The organism is Mucilaginibacter glaciei (genome assembly GCF_014773245.1).
Classification (GTDB): domain Bacteria; phylum Bacteroidota; class Bacteroidia; order Sphingobacteriales; family Sphingobacteriaceae; genus Mucilaginibacter; species Mucilaginibacter glaciei.
Window position 1 is genome coordinate 49,674 of sequence record NZ_JACWMX010000011.1, and the last position, 23,972, is coordinate 73,645.

The 23,972-nt window shown below is 44.3% G+C and carries 19 protein-coding genes; 14 read left to right on the top strand and 5 right to left on the bottom strand.

Features of this window, described 5'->3' with window-relative positions; all coding sequences use genetic code 11:
* The first annotated feature begins 3 nt into the window (after nucleotides 1–3).
* Nucleotides 4–1,086 carry a phytase gene (locus IDJ76_RS19700; protein ID WP_191165873.1) on the top strand — a complete coding sequence of 361 codons (1,083 nt, stop codon included), beginning with the start codon at nucleotides 4–6 and terminating at the stop codon, nucleotides 1,084–1,086.
* A 262-nt stretch (nucleotides 1,087–1,348) separates the two neighbouring features.
* Complete coding sequence (locus IDJ76_RS19705; protein WP_191165875.1) at nucleotides 1,349–1,918, top strand: fasciclin domain-containing protein; 570 nt, start codon at nucleotides 1,349–1,351, stop codon at nucleotides 1,916–1,918.
* Nucleotides 1,919–2,197: 279 nt separating this feature from the next.
* Here the strand turns inward: IDJ76_RS19705 and IDJ76_RS19710 are convergent, their stop codons facing one another.
* From IDJ76_RS19710 to IDJ76_RS19720, 3 genes are all read right to left on the bottom strand, one after another.
* Nucleotides 2,198–3,613 carry a glycoside hydrolase family 125 protein gene (locus IDJ76_RS19710; protein WP_191165877.1) on the bottom strand — a complete coding sequence of 472 codons (1,416 nt, stop codon included), beginning with the start codon at nucleotides 3,611–3,613 and terminating at the stop codon, nucleotides 2,198–2,200.
* 142 nt (nucleotides 3,614–3,755) lie between these two features.
* Nucleotides 3,756–4,577, bottom strand: a complete 822-nt coding sequence (locus IDJ76_RS19715; RefSeq protein WP_191165879.1) for a universal stress protein — start codon at nucleotides 4,575–4,577, stop codon at nucleotides 3,756–3,758.
* 13 nt (nucleotides 4,578–4,590) lie between these two features.
* Entirely contained in the window at nucleotides 4,591–5,994 is a 1,404-nt protein-coding gene (locus tag IDJ76_RS19720) for an inorganic phosphate transporter (RefSeq protein ID WP_191165881.1), read from the bottom strand.
* A gap of 375 nt (nucleotides 5,995–6,369) precedes the next feature.
* Between IDJ76_RS19720 and IDJ76_RS19725 the strand changes: the two genes are divergently transcribed.
* The 10 genes from IDJ76_RS19725 to IDJ76_RS19770 all read left to right on the top strand — a co-directional run bounded on the left by IDJ76_RS19725 (nucleotide 6,370) and on the right by IDJ76_RS19770 (nucleotide 15,274).
* A complete protein-coding gene (locus tag IDJ76_RS19725) occupies nucleotides 6,370–6,534 on the top strand; it encodes a hypothetical protein (protein WP_191165883.1) in 165 nt (54 codons plus the stop codon).
* Between the two features lie 39 nt (nucleotides 6,535–6,573).
* On the top strand, nucleotides 6,574–7,830 hold the full coding sequence (locus tag IDJ76_RS19730; protein ID WP_191165884.1) for an alkaline phosphatase family protein: 1,257 nt from the start codon (nucleotides 6,574–6,576) through the stop codon (nucleotides 7,828–7,830).
* A gap of 125 nt (nucleotides 7,831–7,955) precedes the next feature.
* Complete coding sequence (locus IDJ76_RS19735) at nucleotides 7,956–8,135, top strand: hypothetical protein (protein WP_191165887.1); 180 nt, start codon at nucleotides 7,956–7,958, stop codon at nucleotides 8,133–8,135.
* A 34-nt stretch (nucleotides 8,136–8,169) separates the two neighbouring features.
* Nucleotides 8,170–9,348 carry a glycosyltransferase family 4 protein gene (locus IDJ76_RS19740; RefSeq protein WP_191165889.1) on the top strand — a complete coding sequence of 393 codons (1,179 nt, stop codon included), beginning with the start codon at nucleotides 8,170–8,172 and terminating at the stop codon, nucleotides 9,346–9,348.
* 239 nt (nucleotides 9,349–9,587) lie between these two features.
* A complete protein-coding gene (locus tag IDJ76_RS19745; RefSeq protein ID WP_191165891.1) occupies nucleotides 9,588–10,061 on the top strand; it encodes a (2Fe-2S)-binding protein in 474 nt (157 codons plus the stop codon).
* Nucleotides 10,058–10,708, top strand: a complete 651-nt coding sequence (locus tag IDJ76_RS19750) for a hypothetical protein (RefSeq protein ID WP_191165893.1) — start codon at nucleotides 10,058–10,060, stop codon at nucleotides 10,706–10,708. The genes IDJ76_RS19745 and IDJ76_RS19750 overlap by 4 nt, the downstream gene beginning before the upstream one ends.
* Nucleotides 10,709–10,738: 30 nt before the next feature.
* Nucleotides 10,739–12,892, top strand: coding sequence for a xanthine dehydrogenase family protein molybdopterin-binding subunit (locus IDJ76_RS19755; RefSeq protein WP_191165895.1), 2,154 nt, complete (start codon nucleotides 10,739–10,741; stop codon nucleotides 12,890–12,892).
* A 15-nt stretch (nucleotides 12,893–12,907) separates the two neighbouring features.
* Complete coding sequence (locus tag IDJ76_RS19760) at nucleotides 12,908–14,053, top strand: XdhC family protein (protein ID WP_191165897.1); 1,146 nt, start codon at nucleotides 12,908–12,910, stop codon at nucleotides 14,051–14,053.
* Between the two features lie 135 nt (nucleotides 14,054–14,188).
* On the top strand, nucleotides 14,189–14,989 hold the full coding sequence (locus tag IDJ76_RS19765; RefSeq protein ID WP_191165899.1) for a lysophospholipid acyltransferase family protein: 801 nt from the start codon (nucleotides 14,189–14,191) through the stop codon (nucleotides 14,987–14,989).
* Nucleotides 14,990–15,106: 117 nt separating this feature from the next.
* Nucleotides 15,107–15,274, top strand: coding sequence for a hypothetical protein (locus tag IDJ76_RS19770; RefSeq protein ID WP_191165900.1), 168 nt, complete (start codon nucleotides 15,107–15,109; stop codon nucleotides 15,272–15,274).
* A 59-nt stretch (nucleotides 15,275–15,333) separates the two neighbouring features.
* Here IDJ76_RS19770 and IDJ76_RS19775 read toward each other — a convergent pair whose 3' ends face one another.
* A complete protein-coding gene (locus IDJ76_RS19775; protein ID WP_191165902.1) occupies nucleotides 15,334–16,503 on the bottom strand; it encodes a glycoside hydrolase family 26 protein in 1,170 nt (389 codons plus the stop codon).
* 200 nt (nucleotides 16,504–16,703) lie between these two features.
* Nucleotides 16,704–17,723, bottom strand: coding sequence for a LacI family DNA-binding transcriptional regulator (locus tag IDJ76_RS19780; RefSeq protein ID WP_191165904.1), 1,020 nt, complete (start codon nucleotides 17,721–17,723; stop codon nucleotides 16,704–16,706).
* A 277-nt stretch (nucleotides 17,724–18,000) separates the two neighbouring features.
* Here IDJ76_RS19780 and IDJ76_RS19785 point away from each other — a divergent pair, with 277 nt between their 5' ends.
* Both IDJ76_RS19785 and IDJ76_RS19790 read left to right on the top strand, forming a co-directional pair.
* Nucleotides 18,001–19,500 carry a rhamnogalacturonidase gene (locus IDJ76_RS19785; RefSeq protein ID WP_191165906.1) on the top strand — a complete coding sequence of 500 codons (1,500 nt, stop codon included), beginning with the start codon at nucleotides 18,001–18,003 and terminating at the stop codon, nucleotides 19,498–19,500.
* Between the two features lie 113 nt (nucleotides 19,501–19,613).
* Nucleotides 19,614–23,753 carry a hybrid sensor histidine kinase/response regulator transcription factor gene (locus IDJ76_RS19790; RefSeq protein ID WP_191165908.1) on the top strand — a complete coding sequence of 1,380 codons (4,140 nt, stop codon included), beginning with the start codon at nucleotides 19,614–19,616 and terminating at the stop codon, nucleotides 23,751–23,753.
* The last annotated feature ends 219 nt before the right edge of the window (nucleotides 23,754–23,972 follow it).

Sequence of the window (23,972 nt, forward strand, 5' to 3'; positions counted from 1 at the left end):
CTGATGAAGAAACTTCAGCTCATAAATATTGCTGTATTAGCCCTTTTTGCCTCAGCATGTGCACAAACTATTGACAAGACCTTGCCTTATGCTAACCAGCCCGAAATAAAACCGGCGGTGATTACCGAAAGTGTGCGGTTTGACACAGATGACCCGGCCATATGGGTAAACAAAGCCGACCCGGCAAAGAGTTTGGTTATTGGCACCGATAAAGCTGCCGACGGAGCGCTGTATGTTTTCGGGTTAGATGGTAAGATCATTAAAGATAAAGTAGTACGTGGCCTGCAGAGGCCAAACAACGTAGACCTGGCTTATGGCCTGATGCTGAATGGCAAACCTACCGATATTGTTATCACTACCGAGCGTATCACCCATAAACTGCGCATCTATTCGTTGCCTGACATGAAACCGGTGGATAATGGCGGCATCGATGCGTTTGTTGGAGAAGAGGGTTTCGAGTTTCGCGATTTGATGGGGATCTCGATCTATACCGCTAAAGATGGCAAAATGTACGCCATAGCAGGCCGTAAAAGTGGCCCTAAAACAGGTGGTTACCTTTGGCAGTACCTGCTGCAGGATGATGGCACCGGCAATGTAAAAGCTACATTTGTGCGCAAGTTTGGCGAATACAGTGGCAAAAAGGAAATTGAATCCATTGCGGTTGATAACGAGTTAGGCTACATCTACTACTCTGATGAGCAGGTAGGGGTGCGCCAGTATTATGCTGACCCGGAAAAAGGGGATAAGCAATTGGCTATTTTTGGTACAACAGGTTTCGCTGCTGATCATGAAGGCATTTCGATATACAAGTTAACACCAACCACGGGTTATATCCTGGTTTCTGACCAGGGCGCCAACCGTTTCCAGATCTTTAGCAGGGAAGGGGCGGCAGCCAACCCTTACGAGCACAAGCTATTAAAGGTAGCCAACGTAGCCGCCCGCCAAAGCGACGGGTCTGACGTGGTGAACGTGCCTTTAAACAGCACTTTTAAGCACGGTTTATTTGTGGCCATGAGCGATGATAAAACATTCCATTATTACCGCTGGGAAGATATAGCCGGCAAAGAATTAAAAGTAAAAAATTAGAGATTTTTAGAGATTTATATAACCCGTTTGCTATTTGCAGACGGGTTTTTTTGTGGCTAGGTTTATCATTCTAAATCGCTTGAAACCAGTTTTTTAAAGCTGGTGTTACATCTTTTTGCTGTGGCTCGTAGGGCGAAGAAGTAAATTTTTCTAAACAATTTGCGTTTTAAAAAAGTTATAAAAGCACAGTTAAATTAAAATAGAAAGCGATATAGAAAAAAAATTACGCATTAACCAAGTTGAAAATCATAATAGAAATAACATGAAAAAATCACTTTTAATGGTTGGCGCAGTTTTAGCAATTAACTTAACTGCCAGCCGCGTATTCGCCCAAACACAAGATACGACGAAGAAAACGACGACCACTACCACCACAACAGAGGGTGCAGCTGATGTAGTAGGTGCATTGGCAAGCAATGCCGATTATTCCACCGCTTTAGCAGCCGTAAAGGCAGCAGGGCTGGATGCCACACTAAAAATAGGCGGCCCGTACACCATATTTGCGCCAAATAATGTAGCGTTTAGTAATTTACCTGCAGGTAAATTGGATAGTTTGCTGAAAGACCCTGCCGCGTTAGGTACGTTATTAAAAGGCCATGTGGTGACAGGTAAATACGGCAAAGCCGATATTATTAAAGCGCTTAATGCCGGTAAAGGTAAAGCCAGCCTGACCACAATTGATGGCCAGCCGTTGACCTTAACGTTGGTAGGCAGCAAGCTGCAATTAACCAACGCTTCAGGTGGTTCGGCGCAAGTTACCTTGTTCGACCTGATAGGTGCCAACGGCGTGGTGAACGGCATTAATGGCATCTTAGCCCCGGCCAAGAAATAAGTAGTAATATCAATAATTAAGTAACAACAAAAGCCTGGTTATGCCGGGCTTTTGTTGTTTTATTAGTTCTTTTTTTGCTTAATTATCGGTTTTATTATATGCTATTCAAATTTCCACAGCCTTGCCGATCTCTGTTCCTACTGACAAAGCCTTGTCAGTAATTAGCATATCGTAAATCGTTAAATAGCTGATTGTTAAGTGTTCATGAATGTTCACGGCGTTCACGGTGTTCATGAACATGAATGTGTACATCCGAATTCTATTTTCATCCCGAAAAATCTAACTCAACAGCTGCGGCTTGCTTACATAGGTTTCCCAAAGTAATTCGCCAAACAGGGTGTTAGCCCAGGCAAACCATTTGCGGGTAAAGTTTTTAGGATCATTCTTATGAAACGACTCATGCATAAAGCCCGTACCGCCATGGGTAGTGCGCAATGTTTCGATACATTGTCTGATCTCGGCGTCGTCTGTGCTCGTCAGCGCACGGATAATGATGCTTATCGGCCAGATCATATCCTTACCGATATGCGGCCCGCCGATACCCTCGCCTGCTGTACCTTTAAAAAAGAACGGGTTGTTAAGCGATAACAGCATTTTACGGGTATTGATATATACAGGGTCGGTATTTTTGATGGCATCCAGGTAAGGCATCCCTAACAGGCTGGGTACGTTGGCATCATCCATCAGGTTAAAGCTGCCGTAACCATTTACCTCGTAAGCGTAAACCTTTCCATAGTCGGGGTGATCTATTACTGCATATTTTTGTAATGCGCCATTTATCTCCGCAGCCAAAGCCGTTAACTCCGCGGCCAATGCGGCATCTTTCGAAATAGTGGAAACCATCTCGGCTGCCTGTGTTAAGCTTGTTACGGCGAAGAAGTTGGATGGGATCAAATAAGAAAAAATTGTAGCATCGTCACTCGGGCGGAAAGCCGAGCAGATCAGTCCAACAGGTTTAACCGGGTATCCGTAGCCATTCATTGCCACGCCATCTGTAGCCCATGAGGTTTTACGCTGAAAAGAGTAGGGACCATCGCCGTCCTTGCGTTGCTGCTCCTTAAAGGTTTTCAGTACGTTTTGTATGGCAGACTTCCATTTGGCGTCAAACGGACTCACATCGCCGGTCAGCTTCCAGTATTTATAAGCCAGGCGGATAGGGTAGCAAAGCGAGTCTATCTCCCATTTGCGTTCATGCAGGCCGGGTTTCATTTTGGTCACATCATCTTTCCATTCGCCAACCTTGTTTGGGTCGTCATAAAAAGCGTTGGCATATGGGTCGCGCAGTATGCAGGTAGCCTGGTGATTGATTACCCCGGCTACCAGTTTTTTTAGTTCGGCATCTTTATTAATAAAGGCCAGGTACGGCCAAACCTGCGCGCTGCTGTCGCGCAGCCACATAGCATCAATATCGCCGGTAATTACGTAAGTATCGGGCTTGCCGTCAATAACTTTATAGGTAACGGTAGTATCTAAAGTGTTCGGGAAACAGTTCTCGAACAACCAGCCCAGTTCAGGGTTTTTCACTTTAGCCTTAAATTCCTTAATAGCAGCTTCTACAGATTTACTGCTGAATTTGCGTTGCGCCATTGGTACCCTAACGGCTGGGAACGGTGCATCAGCTGCTAATGATAACTTGCCTAAAAATACGCTGGCGCCTAATAACGTGCTGCTGCCAATAAATTGCCTTCTTTTCATGGTAGATGTTTGGTTTCTGTTAGATGCGCCTAAATTATAAAAATCTTTGGGGCACCACCTTATTTACTTTGAAATTGGGGTTATCAAAGTAGAGAGGAGTGTTTTTTGGTTTGGTGTTGTATTTGCCCGGCGGTTTAGCTACCTATTCGTGCAGCACTAATATAGCTTTAACTGAACGGTTCATTACCTGGTTTACGGTGCTCCGGTTAAACAGGCGGTAAATAACGTTGTGGTGGTGCTTAACCAGGCAAAGTATATCGGTTTCGGTTTTTTCTACAAACGTCAGTATTCCGTTAGATGCACTGCTATCATTCAGGTTGTTAAACCGAAGTTGTGTGTGCTTTATCAGTTTTTTCAATTTGTTTTCGCCGGTCTCGATACGCTTGGCATCAGTAGTACCATCCACATATAATACCTGCATTTGCTTTAATTGGAAGGCTTTAACCATTTCATTTAAAGCGGCTACATCCTCTGCCGACAGGCGGGTATCATGATCAGTCGCCAGGGTAATAGCAGGGTTACTCGGGAACTTACTCTCTAAGGGTATGATCAGTGTAGGCACCTTAACTTTGGTCACCATCATACTGGCGTTGCTGCCAACAATTCCCGCTATACCGGTAGCGCCGGTTATTCCCATAGCCAGTAACTCTACATCGTTGGACTTGATGTGTTTGGTTATTACATTCTTTAAAAATCCAACATCACAAATAGTAGTTACTTTAATGTTTTTTAGATCATCACTTGCGGTGTACTGCGCTGCCCAGGTTTTTAAGGCCTGGCGTTTATTATTATAATAATCTTCAATAAAAATGGCGTTATAGGTGCTGTTATTTATCCCTTCGGTAGGGTGGATGGCATGTATGGCGCAAACCTGTAATTTAAGCAGTTTGGCCAGCGCCATAGCGTATTCCATTGCATTTGCAGCACTTGGCGAAAAATCGGTTGCTACCAGGATCTGTTTCATACAGCGATAGAAATTAAATAAACAAATGGAATAACATGAAGAGCAATATAGCTAAAACTATCGCAACCGGCAAGGTTAAAACCCAGGCAATGGCAATATTTTTTAAAGTGTTATTATTTAAATTGCCTTTACCGCCCGAAGCTACCATAGACCCAGCAATACCGCTCGATAATACGTGGGTAGTACTTACCGGCAACCCAAAGGCGGTACTTAAACCAATGGTTGCTGCGGCCACAATTTCGGCACTGGCACCCTGGGCGTAGTTAAGGTGCTCGTTGCCTATCTTCTCGCCAATGGTTACGACGATGCGTTTCCAGCCTACCATGGTACCAATACCCAGGGATATGGAGATAGCTGCTATCACCCAAATGGGGGCAAAATCTGTTACCTTGTCCAGCTTTTCAGATTCTTTATGCAGGGTTTCAAGATCTGCGGCCGACAGGATTGACTTGTCAGCCTTTGCAATGGCATCCAGTTCGTGCTTAATGGTTTGCACCTGCTTGCGGAACTTAAAGGCATTTTTTGTTTTATTGGGGAGTTGCGCTTTCGCTTCGCGGATGGCAGCGTCCAAACCTTGCAGATCTTTGTGTTGCGTGGGGTTGTTACGTTGGATAATCAATTCGGTTTGATTGAGGGCGGCCAGGATTTTATCATCGCCCACCGAATGATCTATTGCGAACTTTGCAGGCAAAAATGCGATGAGGATCAGCATGAGTAAACCCACGCCTTTTTGCCCATCGTTACTCCCGTGAAAAAAGCTCACCAGCGTACAGGTGGTGATTAGCAAGGCGCGGATCAGCAGCGGCGGCCTGTCGTCTTCGCCGTGCGGGATGTGAAACAAAGCGGTCGATTTTAACACGTGAATTAGAAAGTACATTAATAACGCCGCAGCACCAAAGCCCAATACGGGCGAAAGGATTAACGACGAGCCAATTTCTTCGGCTTTTCCCCAGTTGACGCCTGCGCCGCCGTAATACCAGGTAAAGGCTAATCCTGCACCTATCATGGCACCGATTAAGGTGTGCGAACTGGAGCAGGGGATACCGAGGTACCAGGTACCTAAATTCCAGATAATGGAAGCCAGCAGGATAGATAGTACCATACAGGCACCCACCTCAACAGGTAAAACCATCAACTCATTTAAGGGTACCAGCTTTAAAATACCCATGGCAACGGTAATGCCGCCAACAGCCACCCCTAAAAAGTTCCAAAAACCCGACCAGGGTATGGCGTATACCGGCTTTAAAGCCTTGGTGTAAATTACGGTAGCTACAGCATTTGCGGTATCGTGAAAGCCATTTACAAACTCAAAACCTACTACAGCTAACAAGCAAATGAGGAAAACGATGAGTAACCCGCCGGACAGAGCGATCTCGCCGATGAAGGGCAGTGTTATAGAATTGAGGAATAAGTGCATATAAAAGCAATCTGCTAAACTCAAATAACCGCATTAAACATTTGCTGCAACCATAATTAGTATTAACAAATTGTTACGTTATGTTACTTGAGCAATCTCCGTGCCTGATTGATTGTGAGGTTCTTAGACTGCTTATCTGGAAAATACTTGCTTAAGCAGCTAACTCATATTAATTGATTCGATAATGTAAGTTTAACACCTGCTTGCCCAACAATAGATAATTTTGGGCACTTGATTAGTTCTTGATAAGGTCAGTTAATAGTATCGCTTTCAAAGCAAGTATCACAGGCGATAAGAAATAATCCGTAGAGCGCTGGTTCGGCAGCATGCTGAGGGTTCGATTCCTTCCTCTACATCATCCAATTATCTCTGAAAATGAATTACACTTCTATCGTAGCTGTTATCGTGCTGGCTGTAGCCGTTTTGGGCCTGCTGGTATGGAAGAACATTAGCGATGGGGAATCAAGCCTTAAGGGGACGGCCTGGGGCGGCCACACGTTCCGTAAATCCAGGCGAAAAAGGCAGCAGGGTTTAAAATAAATAATTGTTTATCGCGATATTACACCACCAATTTTAACCATGAAAAACTTTTCTATAACCATTAACTTGCTCTCCATTTTTCTGTTCGCTTCTGCTGCTGTTTCTGCGCAGGTAAAAACCCGGAAAGCCCTCTATATTATTGCAGATGGCATCCCGGCCGATGTGATTGAAAAGCTGGCGACGCCAAATTTGAAGAAAATAGCAGCACAAGGTGCCTATCTGCGCGCACATGTTGGCGGCGATAAGGATGCTTACAGCCAAACACCAACCATATCCGCTGTGGGTTATAATAGCTTACTAACCGGTACCTGGGTAAACAAGCACAATGTGTTTGATAACGATATTAAAGATCCTAATTATAACTACCCCACCATATTCCGGTTGTTTAAAGACCAGTACCCTAAAAAGAAAATAGGGGTGTATTCGAGCTGGCTGGATAACCGTACCAAATTGGTTGGCGATGGCCTTGCCGCCACCCAAAACATCCATGTGGATTACCACGCCGACGGCTACGAACTGGATACCGCTACCTTTAAACATGATAAACAGGCAGATTACATGCACCGGATAGACGAAAAGGTGATTGACGAAGCCGCTACCTCCATCCGTAAAAACGCGCCCGACCTTTCATGGGTTTACCTGGAATACACCGATGATATGGGCCACCGTTATGGCGACAGCCCGCAATATTACAAGGCTATTGAAATGATGGATGCACAGGTAGGTAAAATATGGGATGCAATACAATATCGCCAAAAGAACTTTAATGAGGATTGGTTGATATTTATTACCACCGACCACGGGCGCGACGAGAAGACCGGACGGGGCCACGGCGGGCAATCTGACAGGCAACGCTCCACCTGGATGGTTACCAACGCCAAAGGATTTAATAGTTATGAAAAGTATTACCGCCCCGGCATCGTAGATATTATGCCCACCATCGCCCGGTTTATGAATATAGATATCCCGATTAACTTTAAACGCGAAATTGACGGTACAACGCTTACAGGCCCGGTTTCGGTTGCGCAACCTATGGCTACGCTGGTACAAGGCGATATCGATGTTAGCTGGAAAGCGCTCAATACCGCCGAAAGCGTAAAGATCTGGGTATCATCAACCAATAATGTAAAGGAAGGCCGGCCCGATGAATACAAGCTTTTAGCCACCGTGCCAATAGGTACAGAACATGCGCTCGTTTCGGTAAAAGAAATGCCCTCCGCGTTCTACAAAGTGGTTATCGAAGGTAAGTTCAATATCGTAAACCGGTGGGTGCAGCCCGAAATAAAAAAGCAATAACAGTAACCGGGAGCGGATTTTTTCGCTCCTGCTTTTGTTTACACGCATCGCCATTTGCCTGCCCATGTTTATTGATCTGATAATATTGCAATAACATTGTTGTTAAACAAGCCATGTATCTTTAGATGAATCAAAACAACGGTATCATGGAAATGGGATATAACACACTTGATTTAGCAATGCTTGGGATTGCAGCGGTTGTTATCTACGCTGCGTCGCGCGTACCGGTGCAAAAGCCCGCACAGCAAAAGCGGGCCTATAGGTTAACGCCTAAACAAAAACACAAAACCAGCCACTCGGTTTAGCGTACGTAAACGATAGCAGGGACTTTATAGCTACATGAAAAAAATAAGGGTTGCCTTCTTTGCCGAAATCCTGATTGAAGATCTTGATGGTGCGGTGCGCACTATGTTCCATTTAATTAACAGGATAAATAAAACCAGGTTCGACTATCTTTTTGTTTATGGTGTTGGCCCTGCACAAATTGGCGATTTTGAAAGCGTAAAAATCCCTTCGATAGCGCTGCCGGTAAATGCAACATACAGTTTGGCACTACCAGTGCTGGCACAATCAAGGTTAAAAAGAAAACTACGGGAATTTACACCCGATGTTGTTCATATTGCTACGCCATCCTTATTGGGTAATTTCGGACTTAACTATGCTACGCAAAACCGGTTGCCGGTAATAACTATTTACCACACTCACTTTATATCGTATTTAGATTATTATTTAAAGTATACGCCGTTTTTAATTGATAGTATCCGCAACCGCATGGCCGAGAGTCATAAGGCTTTTTACAACCGTTGCGATAAAATTTATGTGCCATCCGTTTCTATCAGGAATGAGTTAGTGGCTATCGGGATAAACGGCACAAAGGCCCGAATTTGGAAGCGGGGCATAGACACCGCTTTGTTTAATCCCTCTAAAAGAAACGATAGCTTAATGCAGCGGCTAACGGGTAACAACAATCCCTCGGTATTATTTGCCAGCCGGTTAGTCTGGGAAAAGAACTTGGAGACGCTATTTGGTATTTATGACGGGTTGCAAAACGGCGATGCACCCGTGAATTTAATTATAGCAGGCGACGGTACCGCGCGGCAGGACTGTGAGCTGCGAATGCCGAATGCTTTTTTTTTAGGGAGCACAGATCAAGATTATTTAGCTACGCTTTATGCCTCGGCAGATGTTTTTATTTTCCCGTCCGTGTCCGAAGCTTACGGCAATGTGGTTGCAGAGGCGATGGCAAGCGGGTTACCCTGTGTGATAGCTGATGGCGGCGGTTCTAAAGATTTTGTTGAACACGGCGTAAATGGTTTTAAATGCCAGCCTTACAATGCAGCGGATTACGTAGAGAAAATAAACCTGTTATTGCAAGACTCAACGTTACGTAGCCGTTTTGCCTCAAGGGGGCTCATAGGAAGCCGTCTGTTAAATTGGGATAACCTTGCGCTGGAGTATTTTAATGACGTTATCGCTTTGGCAGACAACAGTCTTTCAATTAATGTCCAATCGGCTTAAACCACCTGCATAGCAATCTCAAATATTCCGCTTTTGTAAGCGCTCGTTGCTATAACTGCTCCAACACGCCTTGTTATTTTAACTACAAAATATACCGTTGAATTTGAGCTGTATTTAGCCCGTTTGAAAAAAGGCATCTGATTGTTTGAATTTTATAACAATCTGTTTGAATTTTATCAAAACAAAATAGCGTATATTACTATCTTTATACAACAACGTTCACCTAAAGTTATTTCATTATGATTTCCTTAAATGTTAATCAAAAAGCGTATCAGGTAGATGCCGATCCCAATATGCCGCTGCTATGGGTAATCAGGGACATTATCGGCCTTACAGGTACCAAATACGGTTGCGGCGTGGCGCAGTGCGGGGCTTGCACTGTCCATCTAAACGGCGAGGCAGTACGCTCATGTGTTACTAAGGTTAGCCGTGCCGAGGGGCAAAAGGTAGTCACTATCGAGGGGCTTTCAAATAATAACGACCACCCCGCACAAGTAGCCTGGAATGAGGAGAATGTGCCGCAATGCGGTTACTGCCATTCGGGCCAGATCATGTCGGCAGCGGTTTTGCTGCGGGAGAATCCTAACCCAAGCGATGAGGACATCGATAGTGCTATGGCGGGTAATATTTGCCGTTGCGGTACTTATTTGCGCATCCGCAAGGCTATACATTCGGCTGCCGAATTGCAGAGAAAGGAGTTAAGCAGCCGATGAAAAGCATGTTGACAACTAATAAGCGATTTTGGCTCCCTGTAAAAACTTTTGCGGTTATCGGCATTATAGGTACCATAGTGGGTATCTCTGCTTTTGGGTTTGACGACCCTAGGGAAGCCGCGCCGGTTGCCAGGAACTTCGTTTTTAAAAAGGACAGTGTGGCATCTGTAAAAGCCTTTAAACAGGTTTATGCGGTTTTAATGAGTGCCCGCTGTATGAATTGCCACCCGGCCGGAAACATCCCGTTGCAGGGGGATGATAGCCATTTGCACACCATGTCGCCGCAGCGAGGCAAGGATGGTAAGGGTATCTATGCCATGAAATGCGCTAATTGCCATCAGCCTACCAATACACCGGGACTGCACACTCCTCCGGGTAATCCTAACTGGCATTTGCCGCCTGCGGATATGAAAATGGTTTTCCAGGGCCGTTCGGCCAGTCAGCTTGCTAAGCAATTGTTAGATCCTATGCAAAACGGCAACAAAAACATGCAAAAGCTCATCGAGCATGCCGATGACGGTTTAGTACTCGCCGGCTGGAACCCTGGAGAAGGACGTACCTTGCCACCGATGAGCCACGCCGCTTTTAAAAAGGCCTGGATAACATGGCTAACAACAGGTGCTTATGCGCCTAAAGGGAAATTATAATACTTACAATTAACACTAACTCGTTTTAACATGAGTACAGGTACCGTATCCAGAAGGAATTTTTTGCGCACCACCGGTATTACCGGTGCCGCGCTGTGTTTAGGCTTCTCTTTTGTTGCCGATGGGAAAGAGAATGAAGTTATTGTAACCACTGATGCAGAGCAATCGGCCCTTGAGCTGAATGCCTGGATCAAGATAGACAGCAATGGCTTGGTTACTCTGATAGACCACCGTGCAGAAATGGGGCAGGGTTCTTATCAATCTGTAGCCCAAATGTTGGCCGAAGAACTGGAGGTGAACCTAAAGGATGTAAACGTAGTTTTTGCACAGGGCGATCCTAAGAAATATGGCGGACAGATAACCGGCGGCAGTTCTACCATTCGCGGTTCTTATAAAAAGCTATTAAAATTAAGCGCTACCGCGCGTGAGGTGTTGATAACCGCTGCAGCAAATAAATGGAAAGCACCGGCCACAGAATGCTACGCGGAATCGGGTATGGTTATTCATAAGCCATCGGGCAAGAAACTTCATTATGGTGAATTGGTTGCAGACGCATCTAAACTGGAAGCACCCAAAAATATCGTCCTCAAAAAACGGTCGGATTATAAATTGATCGGCAAACCGTTGCACCGTAAAGATACGCCGATGAAAACCAACGGCGCAGCCATTTTTGGGTTGGATAAAAAGCTGCCCGGCATGCTTTATGCCGTGGTGGAGCGTAACCCAAGGTTTAGGGGTAAGGTAAAAAGCTTTGATGATACCGCCGCTAAAAAGGTACCGGGTGTAACGCAGGTAATAGTGGTAAAGATGGAGGTTTTTAATACCATCCGTGAAGGAGTTGCGGTAATTGCCAATAGCACCTGGGCGGCAATGCAAGGCCGTAAAGCCCTAAAGATAACCTGGGATGATACCGGTTTTGAACACATGGATACTGCCGAGGTCTATCTGCGCCAGCAACAGGAGCTAAAAAAAGAGGGTCTGTCCTTCAAAAAACAAGGCGATCCGGACGGTATCCTTGCAACAGCGACAAAAGTGCTTGACGTGGTGTACCAAACGCCTTACCAGGCGCACAGTGCTATGGAGCCGGTAAATTGTATTGCGCATTACCAAAAAGACAAAGTAGAAATATGGGGCCCTATCCAGGCACCGGATTGGGTGCAGGGCGATATCAGCAAAAAGTTTAATGTACCAATTGATAATGTAAGGGTTAACATGACTTTTTTAGGCGGCGGGTTTGGCCGTAAGGCATTCTTAGATTACCCTTACGAGGCCACCATGATCTCTAAACAAATAGGCGCGCCTGTACAAGTAATATGGACCCGTGAGGATGATACCACACAGGGGCCTTACCGGGCTGGCATATCTTACCGGGCACAGGGCGCGATCACTAATGGCGAGATTAGTGCGGTCAAATTCCGCATGGCGGGGCAAAATATTGATCACTGGAGCAACCCAAAACGTGGCGTGCCAAACGATAGTACGACCGAGGGTTTTTTAGCGCCATATTTTGAGAGCATCAAAAATATCAGCTTTGCCGATGTACCGTTTGAAATTCCTATACCTAATATGTGGTGGCGGTCGGTATACGCATCCACCAATGGGTTTGCTTACGAAAGTTTTGTGAATGAACTGGCACACGAGGCCGGGAAAGATCCGCTTGATTTTAGGAGGACCTATCTTAAAGACGAGCGCTGCCAAAAGCTGATCGATAAATTGGAAGAAATTTCTGGCTGGAAAAGCAGGAAGAAAAACGAGGGTTACGGCGTGGCTATTACAGAGTGTTTCGCAAGCACCGTAGGTCAAATTGTGAAGGTATCGCGTAGTATCGACGGCAAGGTGAAGATTGATAAGGTTTGGGCAGTAATGGATTGCGGCTGGTATGTAAACCCCGATATCATCAAAGCGCAGATAGAAGGCAGCGTAGTGATGGCGCTTGGTGCTGCAACCATTCATGAAATTACCTTTAAGGACGGGATGGTGCAGCAAAAGAATTTTTACGATTACCCAATGCCGCGAATAACCGATATCCCGCCCATCGAGGTGCATATAATAGACAATGATGCTGATGCAGGCGGGGTAGGCGAACCGGGTTTACCGGCCTTTTCACCGGCTTTGACAGCAGCGATATTTGACCTGACCGGGAAGCGCATCCGGAAGCTGCCCTTTAATATGGCAACGGTATAACGTAACAGGATATTTTTGAAAGAATTAAAGGAAATAGTAAACGCATTTTACGTTGCTCAAAAGGCCGGTAAACAAACAGCCTTGGCTACGGTGGTGCATGTAGAGGGATCGTCGTACCGCCGTGCCGGTGCCCGCATGCTGGTTACCGACGACGGACAACTTACCGGGGCTATAAGCGGCGGTTGCCTGGAGGGCGATGCCCTGCGCAAGGCTTTATTGGTAATGGCACAGCAGCAGCCCCTGCTGGTTACCTATGACACCACCGACGATGATGACGCCAAATTTGGAGTGGGATTGGGATGCAATGGCGTGATTCATATCCTGATCGAACCTATCAGCATTGCTGATGCCAGTAACCCGGTTAACTTCTTCAACCTTTTTTTAAGCAAGCGTGAACCAGCCGTACTGATTACCATTTTTAATATGGAGGACAGGCATGCCGCTCAATATGGCACCAGTTTACTGTTTGATCAGCGGGGGGGTATTTCTGGTGCGCTGCCTGCAAGTACCATCAGCGATGCTGTTTTAGTTGACGCTGCCGAGGTGCTACGCAGTGGTAACACAACTACTAAAACTTATTTTTATCAGGATAACTATACCTGCTTTATTGAATTATTGCAGCCTTCCGTATCATTGGTGATAGTTGGTGCGGGCAATGATGCCATCCCTTTGATGCAAATGGCTAAAGTATTGGGCTGGCAGATAACAATTGTAGATGGCCGGGCCAATTATGCAACTGCGGCGCGTTTCCCCTTAGCCGATAAACTTATTGTTGCCAAACCCCACGAAGTAACGCCACAGATAAAGCTTGACAAACGAACTGTATTTATGCTGATGACGCATAACTATAACTACGATGCGGCTTTGCTTAAATATATCTTACCACTTCAAACCCCTTACATAGGGGTGCTTGGCCCCAAAAAACGCCTGGCCCGCATGCTTGCCGAACTATCAGACGATGCTGTTCTTGTTAAAGAAAATAGCGACTTGGTGTACGGCCCGGCCGGACTCAATATCGGTTCAGAGAACGCCGAGGAGATTGCTTTGTCCATCCTTTCGGAGATACAATCCGTACTGAATAACCGCAACGGGCAATCGTTAAGGGACATGCCGGTAGTGCATGATCGTAGTAATGTGAATAATTTTCAGCTAATTAAATAGTAAATGTAAATCCCTGGCGCGTACTATCGTCTGTGTATGATAACATCAACTATTAGATTTATATTTTTAACAAGTGTTACTAAAGCTTAATACGGATTACCTATAGGGTTCATTTGCGGGACTTACTTTTGCCTTATGGCAATTATTTCGCAAAAGGATTTTATGCAGGCTACGGGTACAGTTAAACTACCCGGCATAGCAACCCAGTTGATGAACTCGATGAAAATTGACGCGCTCAATTACATGATAGAGCAGGCTGGTGACCTAAAAGGTGCGGAATTTGTGCGCTTCGTTTTGTCATACCTGGAGATCAAGGTTGATGTAGAGCCACGTGAATTAAACTACATACCCAAAACCGGGGCATTTATCGCGGTAGCTAATCATCCCTATGGTGCAATAGAATCCCTCGCGATACTTGATCTGCTGGTTTCGCAGCGGCCCGATACATTATTTATGGGTAACTTCCTGCTTAAAAAAGTGCCTCACCTGGCCGAGCATATCATTGCTGTAAACCCGTTCGAAAATATTAGGGATGCATCAAGCATTGGCGGGTTAAAAACCACACTCGGCAAATTAAAGGGGGGAACACCGGTTGTTATCTTTCCGGCAGGCCAGGTTTCTGCTTTTGATATGCGCGGCTTTAAAGTTACCGACCGGGAATGGCACCCTGTAGTGGGCAAGCTCATCGCTAAGGCCGGGGTACCAGTGCTACCCGTTTTTTTTCATGGCCGTAACAGTATTGGTTTTAGTTTGCTGCGTTATTTTCATCCATCGCTGCAAACCGCAATGTTGCCGACAGAACTTTTTAACAAAAAACGTACTACACTTAAGGTCAACATCGGTAAACTTTTGGGTACGGATGCAAATCCGCTGGCGTATCATGACCCGCAGTTACTGGCAAAGCTACGCCAACAAACATATTTACTTGGTGCGTAGCATAATAAAAACCCATAGTTAACTGGGCTGTGTTATAATTACTTATATTCATCATAAATCTAAGCGCTACAACTTAGGTAAGATTATAAATCCCTCCCATTAAACCCAATCATTAGTATGAGCGAAATTAATTATTTAGTGGCCGGCCTCATTGTCATCGCCAGTTTAGTATTTGTAATTTGGTTGGTACGCCGCAATTTGCAGGATAAAAAGAGTTATGAGCACGATGTAATTGATTCGGAACTCAAACCGGAGGAAGATAACGATCACGACGAGATAAGGTAAATAAACTCGATCAATAGTGCAACGAGCGTTATAAGCTTAGAGCAAGGCTAATATTTTGATTACCAGGGGTGCTGATAAACATCACCCATCTTATCACCAAAAATAATGTAAGGGTTATTTTTGAATTTGATAAAGTCAGCTTCGGCGGGGTGGCCCTTGTATGGCGTCCAGGTTGATTTTGGTTTGTTTGACCAAAGCATCACATAGGCTATCTGAATGGGTTTGTCGGTTAATGTTTTTAATAGCATTTGGGTATACCAGTCTGCTTGAGGCAGGTTTTCTAAGCCAGTTTCTGTAAATGCGGCAACCTTATTACTATCCAGCGCCATGTCTGAAACTATTTTAAGTTTAGCGGCAGCAAGCTCAGGCGATTTCCCAATCTTAACGTCGGCATAGTTATCCATACCTAACACGTCTACATAATTATTACCCGGGTACCGCTCCAGATACTCGTCGCGAGAATTAAAGCGGCAATCTGGCGACCACGCGTAAAGGAAGTTCTTAACGTGTAAACTATCGCGCAGGTAGGTTACGGTGTATCTGTAAAGGGCCTTGTATTCGTTTGTAGTGCAGTGGGTTTTACCCCACCAAAACCAGTCGCCGTCAAATTCATGAAACGGCCGGAATATAATGGGTACAAGTTTGCCGCCCGATTTAACGGATGATGCAAATCGCGCTATTTTAGCAAGGCATGTGTTGAAAACAGTATTATAACTGCCGCCCGGTAATATCTCACTAACCGCATTAACCGGCGATTTTTCCCAGTAGAAACTGCCCTTAGAAACCGGATTCCCAAAATGCCATGAAAATGTGATGATACCCTTGCGTTTATAAGCTTCAAGAACACGGTCATGCGCTATTTTTGTTTCCTTTCGTAGCAGGCTGTCGGGCCTGAAAGATCCTATGCCTCCAAAATCAAATCCATATAAGGCTGGGTAGGCACCTGTCGCCTCATATACATCGCTGCGGCCGGGCACATCCTTCCATCCGTCGTAACCGTTTTTGTTGTCTTCCATGTGGCCAAACAATACCCGATCTTTAGCGCTGGCTTTAAGGTTATAGAACAAAGAGGCTGTTTCGTTAGTGGCATTTTTATCTGCCAGCCAGCTTTTTAGCGCGGCACGATTTACAACCGGGCCGGAAAAGGCAGCGGGCTTTTTCGTTACAGCGCAGGCGGTAATTACCCACACAGATACCAGTATGGAAATGTAACGTATGGACAAATTCATTTAGCAGTTGTTAATTATGCCGCGGCGTTTATGAAGGGGCATGTTAAATAATATTTAAATGTATGGTTGTTTTACGCGGTTGCCCAATTCTACAATCAATAGGTTACAATATTTAACATTTGTATCCCTATTTAGTAACCGCTAAACCGTCGTAGTATTTGTAAAGAGGAGCTAAATTTTCAAAAAAAAAGGTTTTTAATCTAATTCTCTTTTTCCATCCCATGATATTCGGTATCGATTACCCTGGTTTCGAATTCGGTTATAGGGTATTTGCTTTCAATTAGCTTGAGTAACATCTGCATGGCTATTTGGCCCATCTCAAACGCCTTTTGCCTTACGTAGCAAAAATTGGGTTGCAGCAGGTCTACAACATCCGAGTTAGAAAAACCGGTTACGGCCATGGTGTTTGGGTCGGCGTTCAAACTTTTAAGGGCTCTGATGCACGAAATACTGATCCTGTCGCTGGTAATGAATATCGCGTCCGGTTGGTCTGTCAAAGCAAGCAGTGATATAACAGCATTCTCCACTTCCTGATAATCGTTGCCCCCTTTATAGCACCATCTTATTAAGTCGGCGTTGTACGGCATCTTGTTGTCTTCAAGCGCCTTTTTATACCCTGCCAGGCGTTCGTTAGTTATGGATAGTTGCGGGGCATTTGCCAGTACTGCTATTCTTTTCCGGCCGGATTTAATGAGCGATTGGGTTGCATTGTACGAGCCTGTAAAATTTGCCGACGTAACCTTAAACGTTTCGATCTCATCAATAATACGGTCAAAAAATACGATTGGCAACCCATTTTTATGCAGGGTTTTTAAAAAGGTATAGTCGGTAGTGCCTGATGACATCGAGATCAATAACCCGTCTACTGAGCGGTTGGCGAGGTGATTGGCATTTGTCCGCTCGCGTGTAGATGAGTCATGAGTTTGGGTGATGATCGTATGGTAACCACTTTCGTAAGCAACAGATTCGATACCTGCTATGGCCTGCGAAAAAAAACTGTTGGCCAACTCAGGTACCACGATGCCAATAGAAAAACTGCGTTTATTCTTCAGGCTCAGCGCGTTAGGGTTAGATTGGTAGTTGATACTATTTGCGTAGTCGGTTACTATTTTTTTTGTCCCGGCACTTATTTCATAACCATCCCGTAACGCCCTCGAAACCGTTGAAGGCGAAAGATTGAGCGCTATGGCAATATCTTTAATGGTAGCGGGTTTGTACATAATTTAAGCTGAAATACAATATTAAGCATTTAAAAGTGCAGGTCATGAAGTGCACCGCATTGTCGGCAACGATTGCATAACTAAATATGGCTAAATATTAAAATAAACGAGGCTAACTGCCTAATATCGTAATACCAATTATTTAGCACAGGTTTACTTAAAAGCCCGAAAGCCTTACAAAAAACTTGTAAATAACACCTTGCGGTGCTTTTCATTTCTTCTCGGTTGCGGGCATTTGACAGCAAACGGCTAACGCTTTGGTGATTAAAATCACGATATGCAAAAACTATTACTTATTTACCTTTTTGCTGCCGTGGCTTGCGGCCCAGCTTTGGCAGAACACAGCCCAGCTAATCATAGCTTTTATAACGTGAGGGACTTTGGCGCAAAAGGCGATGGCAAAATGCTTGATTCAAAAGCAATTAACAAAGCCATTGATGCTGCGGCCAAGGCAGGCGGCGGTACTGTATTTTTACCTGCAGGGAACTACTTGTCGGGTTCTATCCATTTAAAAAGTGACATATCTGTTTATCTGGAGCAAGGCGCTACCATCATTGCCACATCTGAAGAAAACGACGGCGAATACGATGCTGAAGAAGTAACGGTAAACACAATTTATCAGGATTCGGGCCATAGCCATTTTCATAACAGTTTAATTTGGGGCGATAGTTTGCACAACGTAAGTATTTTAGGCCCGGGCCGCATTTGGGGGCGGGGGCTTTTAAAGGATTATAAAAAGGGAACGAGGCTGGCTAATAAAGCCATCACGCTGTACAAATGCCGTAATGTTATCATCCGGGATATTTCAATTTTACACGGCGGCTGGTTCGCCATCCTGGCCACAGGCACCGATAATCTTACCATCGATAACGTAAAGTTGGATACCAACCGCGATGGGATGGATATAGATTGCTGTAAAAACGTTAGGATATCTAACTGTTACGTCAACTCGCCATATGACGACGGGATCTGCCTCAAAAGCACATTTGCACTGGGTTATGCGCGCAGTACAGAAAATGTAACCATTACTAATTGCCAGGTGAGCGGTTATGATGAGGGTACTTTGTTAGACGGCACCTATAAACGCACCGAGAACCCTGAATATAAGTTTCATCCTACCGGCCGTATCAAACTAGGTACCGAATCAAACGGCGGCTTCAAAAATATAGCGATATCCAACTGCGTGTTTGATTATTGCCGCGGCCTCGCCCTGGAAACGGTAGACGGTGCGCACCTGGAGGATGTTGTTATCAGTAATATCACCATGCGCGATATTGTTAATGACCCCATCTTTCTGAGGCTTGGCGCGCGCATGCGCGGCCCAGCGGGTGTGCCGGTTGGTGAATTGAGAAGGGTAACTATAAGCAACGTATCTGTTTACAATGCCGACCCCGACTATACCTGCACAATAAGCGGGGTGCCCGGCCATAACATTACCGATGTATGGATTAACAATATGCGGCTTTACTACAAAGGCGGCGTAAATACCCATGACGATAAAAAGGTAATTGCCGAAAATGAAAATAAATACCCCGAGCCCGGTATGCTGGGGCAGGCTCCTGCTTACGGCTTTTTTATAAGGCATGCAGCAAATATCAAGTTAACAGATATAGAGATAAACTTGCTTAACCCCGATAGCCGCCCCGCATTCAGGGCTGATGATGTTACAGGATTGGTATTGAGGCAGGTAAAGGCAGCTAAGAGCAATTATCCAAAAATAGCGGTGCTTAATAGTGTTAACGGCTTGCAGGCTACAGAGAGTCTCGATTTGAAATAAGCGTACATGAAAGCTTGAATAATTATAAAGGCCACATTTAGTAATCATAATGTGTAGCAACCCAATATTTGCCGCATTTTAAACACCCACACCTTAAATATTCGCTCATCGGTATGAAACGCGTTATAGTGATTTTTTTAATTGCATTGTTAGGCATTGTGATCCCCGGCTTTGCTGTGGCGCAGCATAATCAATATCAATTTTCGCGCTTAACGGTTAATAGTGGCTTGTCTAACAGCCGTGTAACCAGTATGGTTAACGATAGTAAGGGCTTTATTTGGTTTGGTACAGCGGCTGGGCTCAACCGTTTCGACGGCCTTAAATTTAAAACATACCGGCATTTAAATAACGACACTACAACATTAAGCGATGATAATATCCTGAACGTTATAGAGGCGGCTGATAAAAAACTTTGGATAAAAACACGTTCTACCTATAACATTTATGATCCCTATCATGAATACTTTATACGCGATGTTAAAAAATACATAGGTAAATCGGCTCCTCAAATGTCCTTTATCGTTAATGTATTTAAAAGCAGCAACAATAAATTGATACTGGTTGATGCGGATGACCGGATATTTTTATATGACCCGATAACCAAAAAAGCGAGCTTGGTTTGCCAAAAAAGCAACCCTTCGCTGGGTATTATAAACAGTGTAATCACCGCGGTTTCGATGGATCAGTATGGCGATTACTGGCTGATGCACTACAACGGCGTTTTAGAGAAATTTGATGTGAAGTTAAACAAAGTCACCTACCGGATGGCCCTCTCCTCAGGTAAATTAAAAAAGGATGGCTATTACAGTTTTTATAAAGACGCCGACAAGAACCTATGGATCTATTCGCCGGGTGCCTGCAACGGGATATTTTGTTTTGATCCGTTAAAACTTGCTCTAAATCATTTTGATACCCAATCGGCCAACGGTCGGTTAAATTCCAATATAGTAAATTCCGTATCCCAGGATAAAGACGGCATCATCTGGATAGCTACAGATCATGGAGGACTTAATTTACTTAATAAGTGTGATTTTAGCGTTAGATTTTTAACTAACCGCGAGAATGATGATAAAAGCCTGGGTCAAAACAGCATCGTATCAGTTTTTAGGGATAACCTGGGTATCATGTGGGCGGGTACCTTTAAAAAGGGGTTGAGCTTTTATCACAAAAATATTATCAGGTTCCCGCTGGTACAGCATCATTTATCCGATCCGGCAAGCTTGCCTTTTAGCGATGTGAACCGGTTTGCCGAAGATGCGAAAGGCAATTTATGGATAGGGTCTAACGGGGGAGGGCTCATCTATTTTAACCGCACTACCGGCAAGTACACCCAATTTAAGCATGATGCTGCAAATCCTAATAGCCTAAGTAATAATGTAATTGTAAGCTTGTGTATAGATCATAAGCAACGGTTATGGATTGGTAGCTTTTTTGGCGGGCTCGATTGCTTTGACGGAACAACTTTTAAACATTACCGCCATGACGATGCCAACCCCTCATCCATATCTGACGACCGTGTTTGGGAAATTTTTGAGGATTCATCATTCAATCTGTGGGTGGGTACGCTGTTTAATGGCTTAAACCGGTTCGATGAAAAGCGAAAAACATTTTATCATTATAAAACAGGCAGCGGTAACGCCATTCATTCTAATTATATCACTTCTATTTTAGAAGATAAGCAGCAAAACCTCTGGTTAGGCACCTCACAGGGTATTGACCGGATGGATAAAAAAACCGGTTATATCAAACACTTTGCGCATGACAGTAGAACCGCCACAAGTTTAATAAACAACGAGGTAAGAAGCCTTTATCACGATAGCCGCGGCTGGATCTGGGCACCCACCCGCGAGGGCCTCAGTTTACTGAACCCGGTAACAGGTATTTTTAAAAACTTTTGTAAGGACGACGGCTTACCTGATAATAATGTGTTGGATATTGTAGAAGATAGCCAGCATAATATGTGGTTGAGCACCACCAACGGGCTATCGAATATTAAAATAGGCCAATCTGGAAATCAAAGCACCTTTAGCTTTACAAATTTTGATGAGTCGGACGGGTTGCAGGGGATGGAGTTTAACGAAAGCGCCTTTTACAGCACAAAAAAAGGCGAACTGATCTTTGGAGGGGCCAATGGCTTCAATATTTTTTACCCTCAAAAAATATTAAGTTCAGCTAATCAACCATTACTTGCATTTACAGAACTACAGGTTGGTAACCAAGAGGTTACGCCGTCAAAAAAAATTGATGGCCGCAATATATTAACAAAATCGATTGCTGAAACCAGGGAAGTAAGATTGAATTATGACGAAAATGTTTTTTCGATAGACTTTACAGCAATAGCATTTTTCAACCCCGATAAGGTTAAAATTAAATATAAACTGGAGGGCTTCGATAAAAATTGGATAACGGTAGATAATAAAAACCGCCGCGCAACTTATACCAATATAGCACCCGGCAACTACACATTTAAGCTTGCTACCGTAAACAATGCTGATACAGCAGGTAAGCAATTAAATTTAGCTATAGTAGTATCACCACCATTTTACCAAACCACATTAGCCTATTTTACCTATATAATGCTGTTTGTCGCGGCCATTTTTTGGATGCGGCACAAAGGAATAAAAAAAATACATGCAGAGTTTACTCTGCAGCGCGAGCGGGAACAAGCCCAGCGTTTACACGAGCTGGATTTGATGAAGATAAAATTCTTTACCAATGTAAGCCATGAATTTCGCACACCACTTTCACTGATCCTGGCTCCGGTTAACAGGCTGCTTTCAGAAACGGGTAACATTCAGCACATACAACAGTTGCAACTGGTAAACCGTAACGCAAGGCGTTTGCTCAACATGGTAAACCAACTGCTCGATTTCCGGAAGATGGAAGAGCAGGAATTGAAAATTCAACTGGAAACGGGCGATATTGTTGCTTTTATCAAGGATACCACCGGGTCGTTTAACGATGTGGCCGAAAAGAAAGCTATCGATTTTACCTTCGATTCTGATCATGCTTCATTTATAACTGAATTTGATCATGATAAACTGGAACGGATCCTTTTCAACTTAATCTCCAACGCTTTCAAATTCACGGCTGATAACGGGAATGTAACGGTATTACTTAGCTTTAATAAATTGAATGCTTCTCAACAATTTGAAATGGAGATCAGGGTGATAGATATCGGTATAGGCATCCCGCAAGATAAGACACAGAAAATATTTGAACGTTTTTTTCAGGATGATGTTCCCGGCTCTATGGTTAACCAGGGGAGTGGTATAGGGCTGGCCATTACTAAGGAGTTTGTTAATCTCCACGATGGAGAAATTACTGTGGAGAGCGTGGTTGGCGAGGGTAGCTGCTTCATTGTCAAGATCCCATTGGTGCAAAAACAAGGCGCTGACGTTGTAGTTGGTATCGTTGCCCCGCAACCGGTTGCAATATTGTCTAAGGGTGGTACAACTGTAAAGAAGAAACCGGTACTGCTTGTTGTAGAAGATCACGACGATTTTAGACTGTACCTGAAAGATAGCTTAACGGATTTTTTTAATGTTATTGATGCGAAAAATGGCAAGGAGGGATGGCAGAAGGCACTTGCCCTGCATCCCGATTTAATTATCAGCGATATCAGTATGCCCGAGATGAATGGCATCGATCTGTGTAAAAAATTAAAGAACGACAATAGAACGCACCATATCCCGGTTGTGCTGTTAACCGCCTTAACCGGCGAGGAATATCAGTTGAACGGGTTGGAAACCGGCGCTAACGACTATTTGACCAAACCGTTTAATTTCGAGATCCTTCTTTCAAAACTTAAAAATATACTGTCGCAACAGGAGCTAATGCAGAGCACCTACAAAAAACAGGTGGAGCTTAACCCATCAGAAGTGATAAGCGAATCGCCCGACGACTTGTTCATCCAAAAAGCCTTACAGGTAATTGAGCAAAACATATCAAATGTAGAATTTTCGGTAGAAGAGCTGAGCAGCGAAACCTGTATGAGCCGGGTAACCCTCTATAAAAAGACACTTGCATTAACCGGCAAAAGCCCGGTAGAACTTATCCGCACCGTACGCCTGAAAAGAGCTGCCCAACTGCTGAGTAATGATCATTTGACAGTTTCACAGGTTTGTTACCGCGTGGGCTTTCGCAGCCATAAATATTTCGCCAAATCGTTCAAAGCCGAATTTGGTGTTCTCCCCTCCGGGTATAGGGATTCTATGTTAGCCAATGCTGATGAAATTTTGGAACATTGTTAACCGTTACCCGTTCCGGCCCTATCACGCTGCCTCAATAACATCTTCAGGAATAAATCCGTAAGAATTTATCTAATAAATAACTGATTACCAGTAATTTATTAGCGTTAACATTTGTGCCCCTATTTGTAAACAACGCTATTGGATGTTTAGCGTACGTTTAGAAAAGATTGAAAAGGCAGGCGTAATAGCTGATCATAACTATTAAAGCCATGGCCGCTA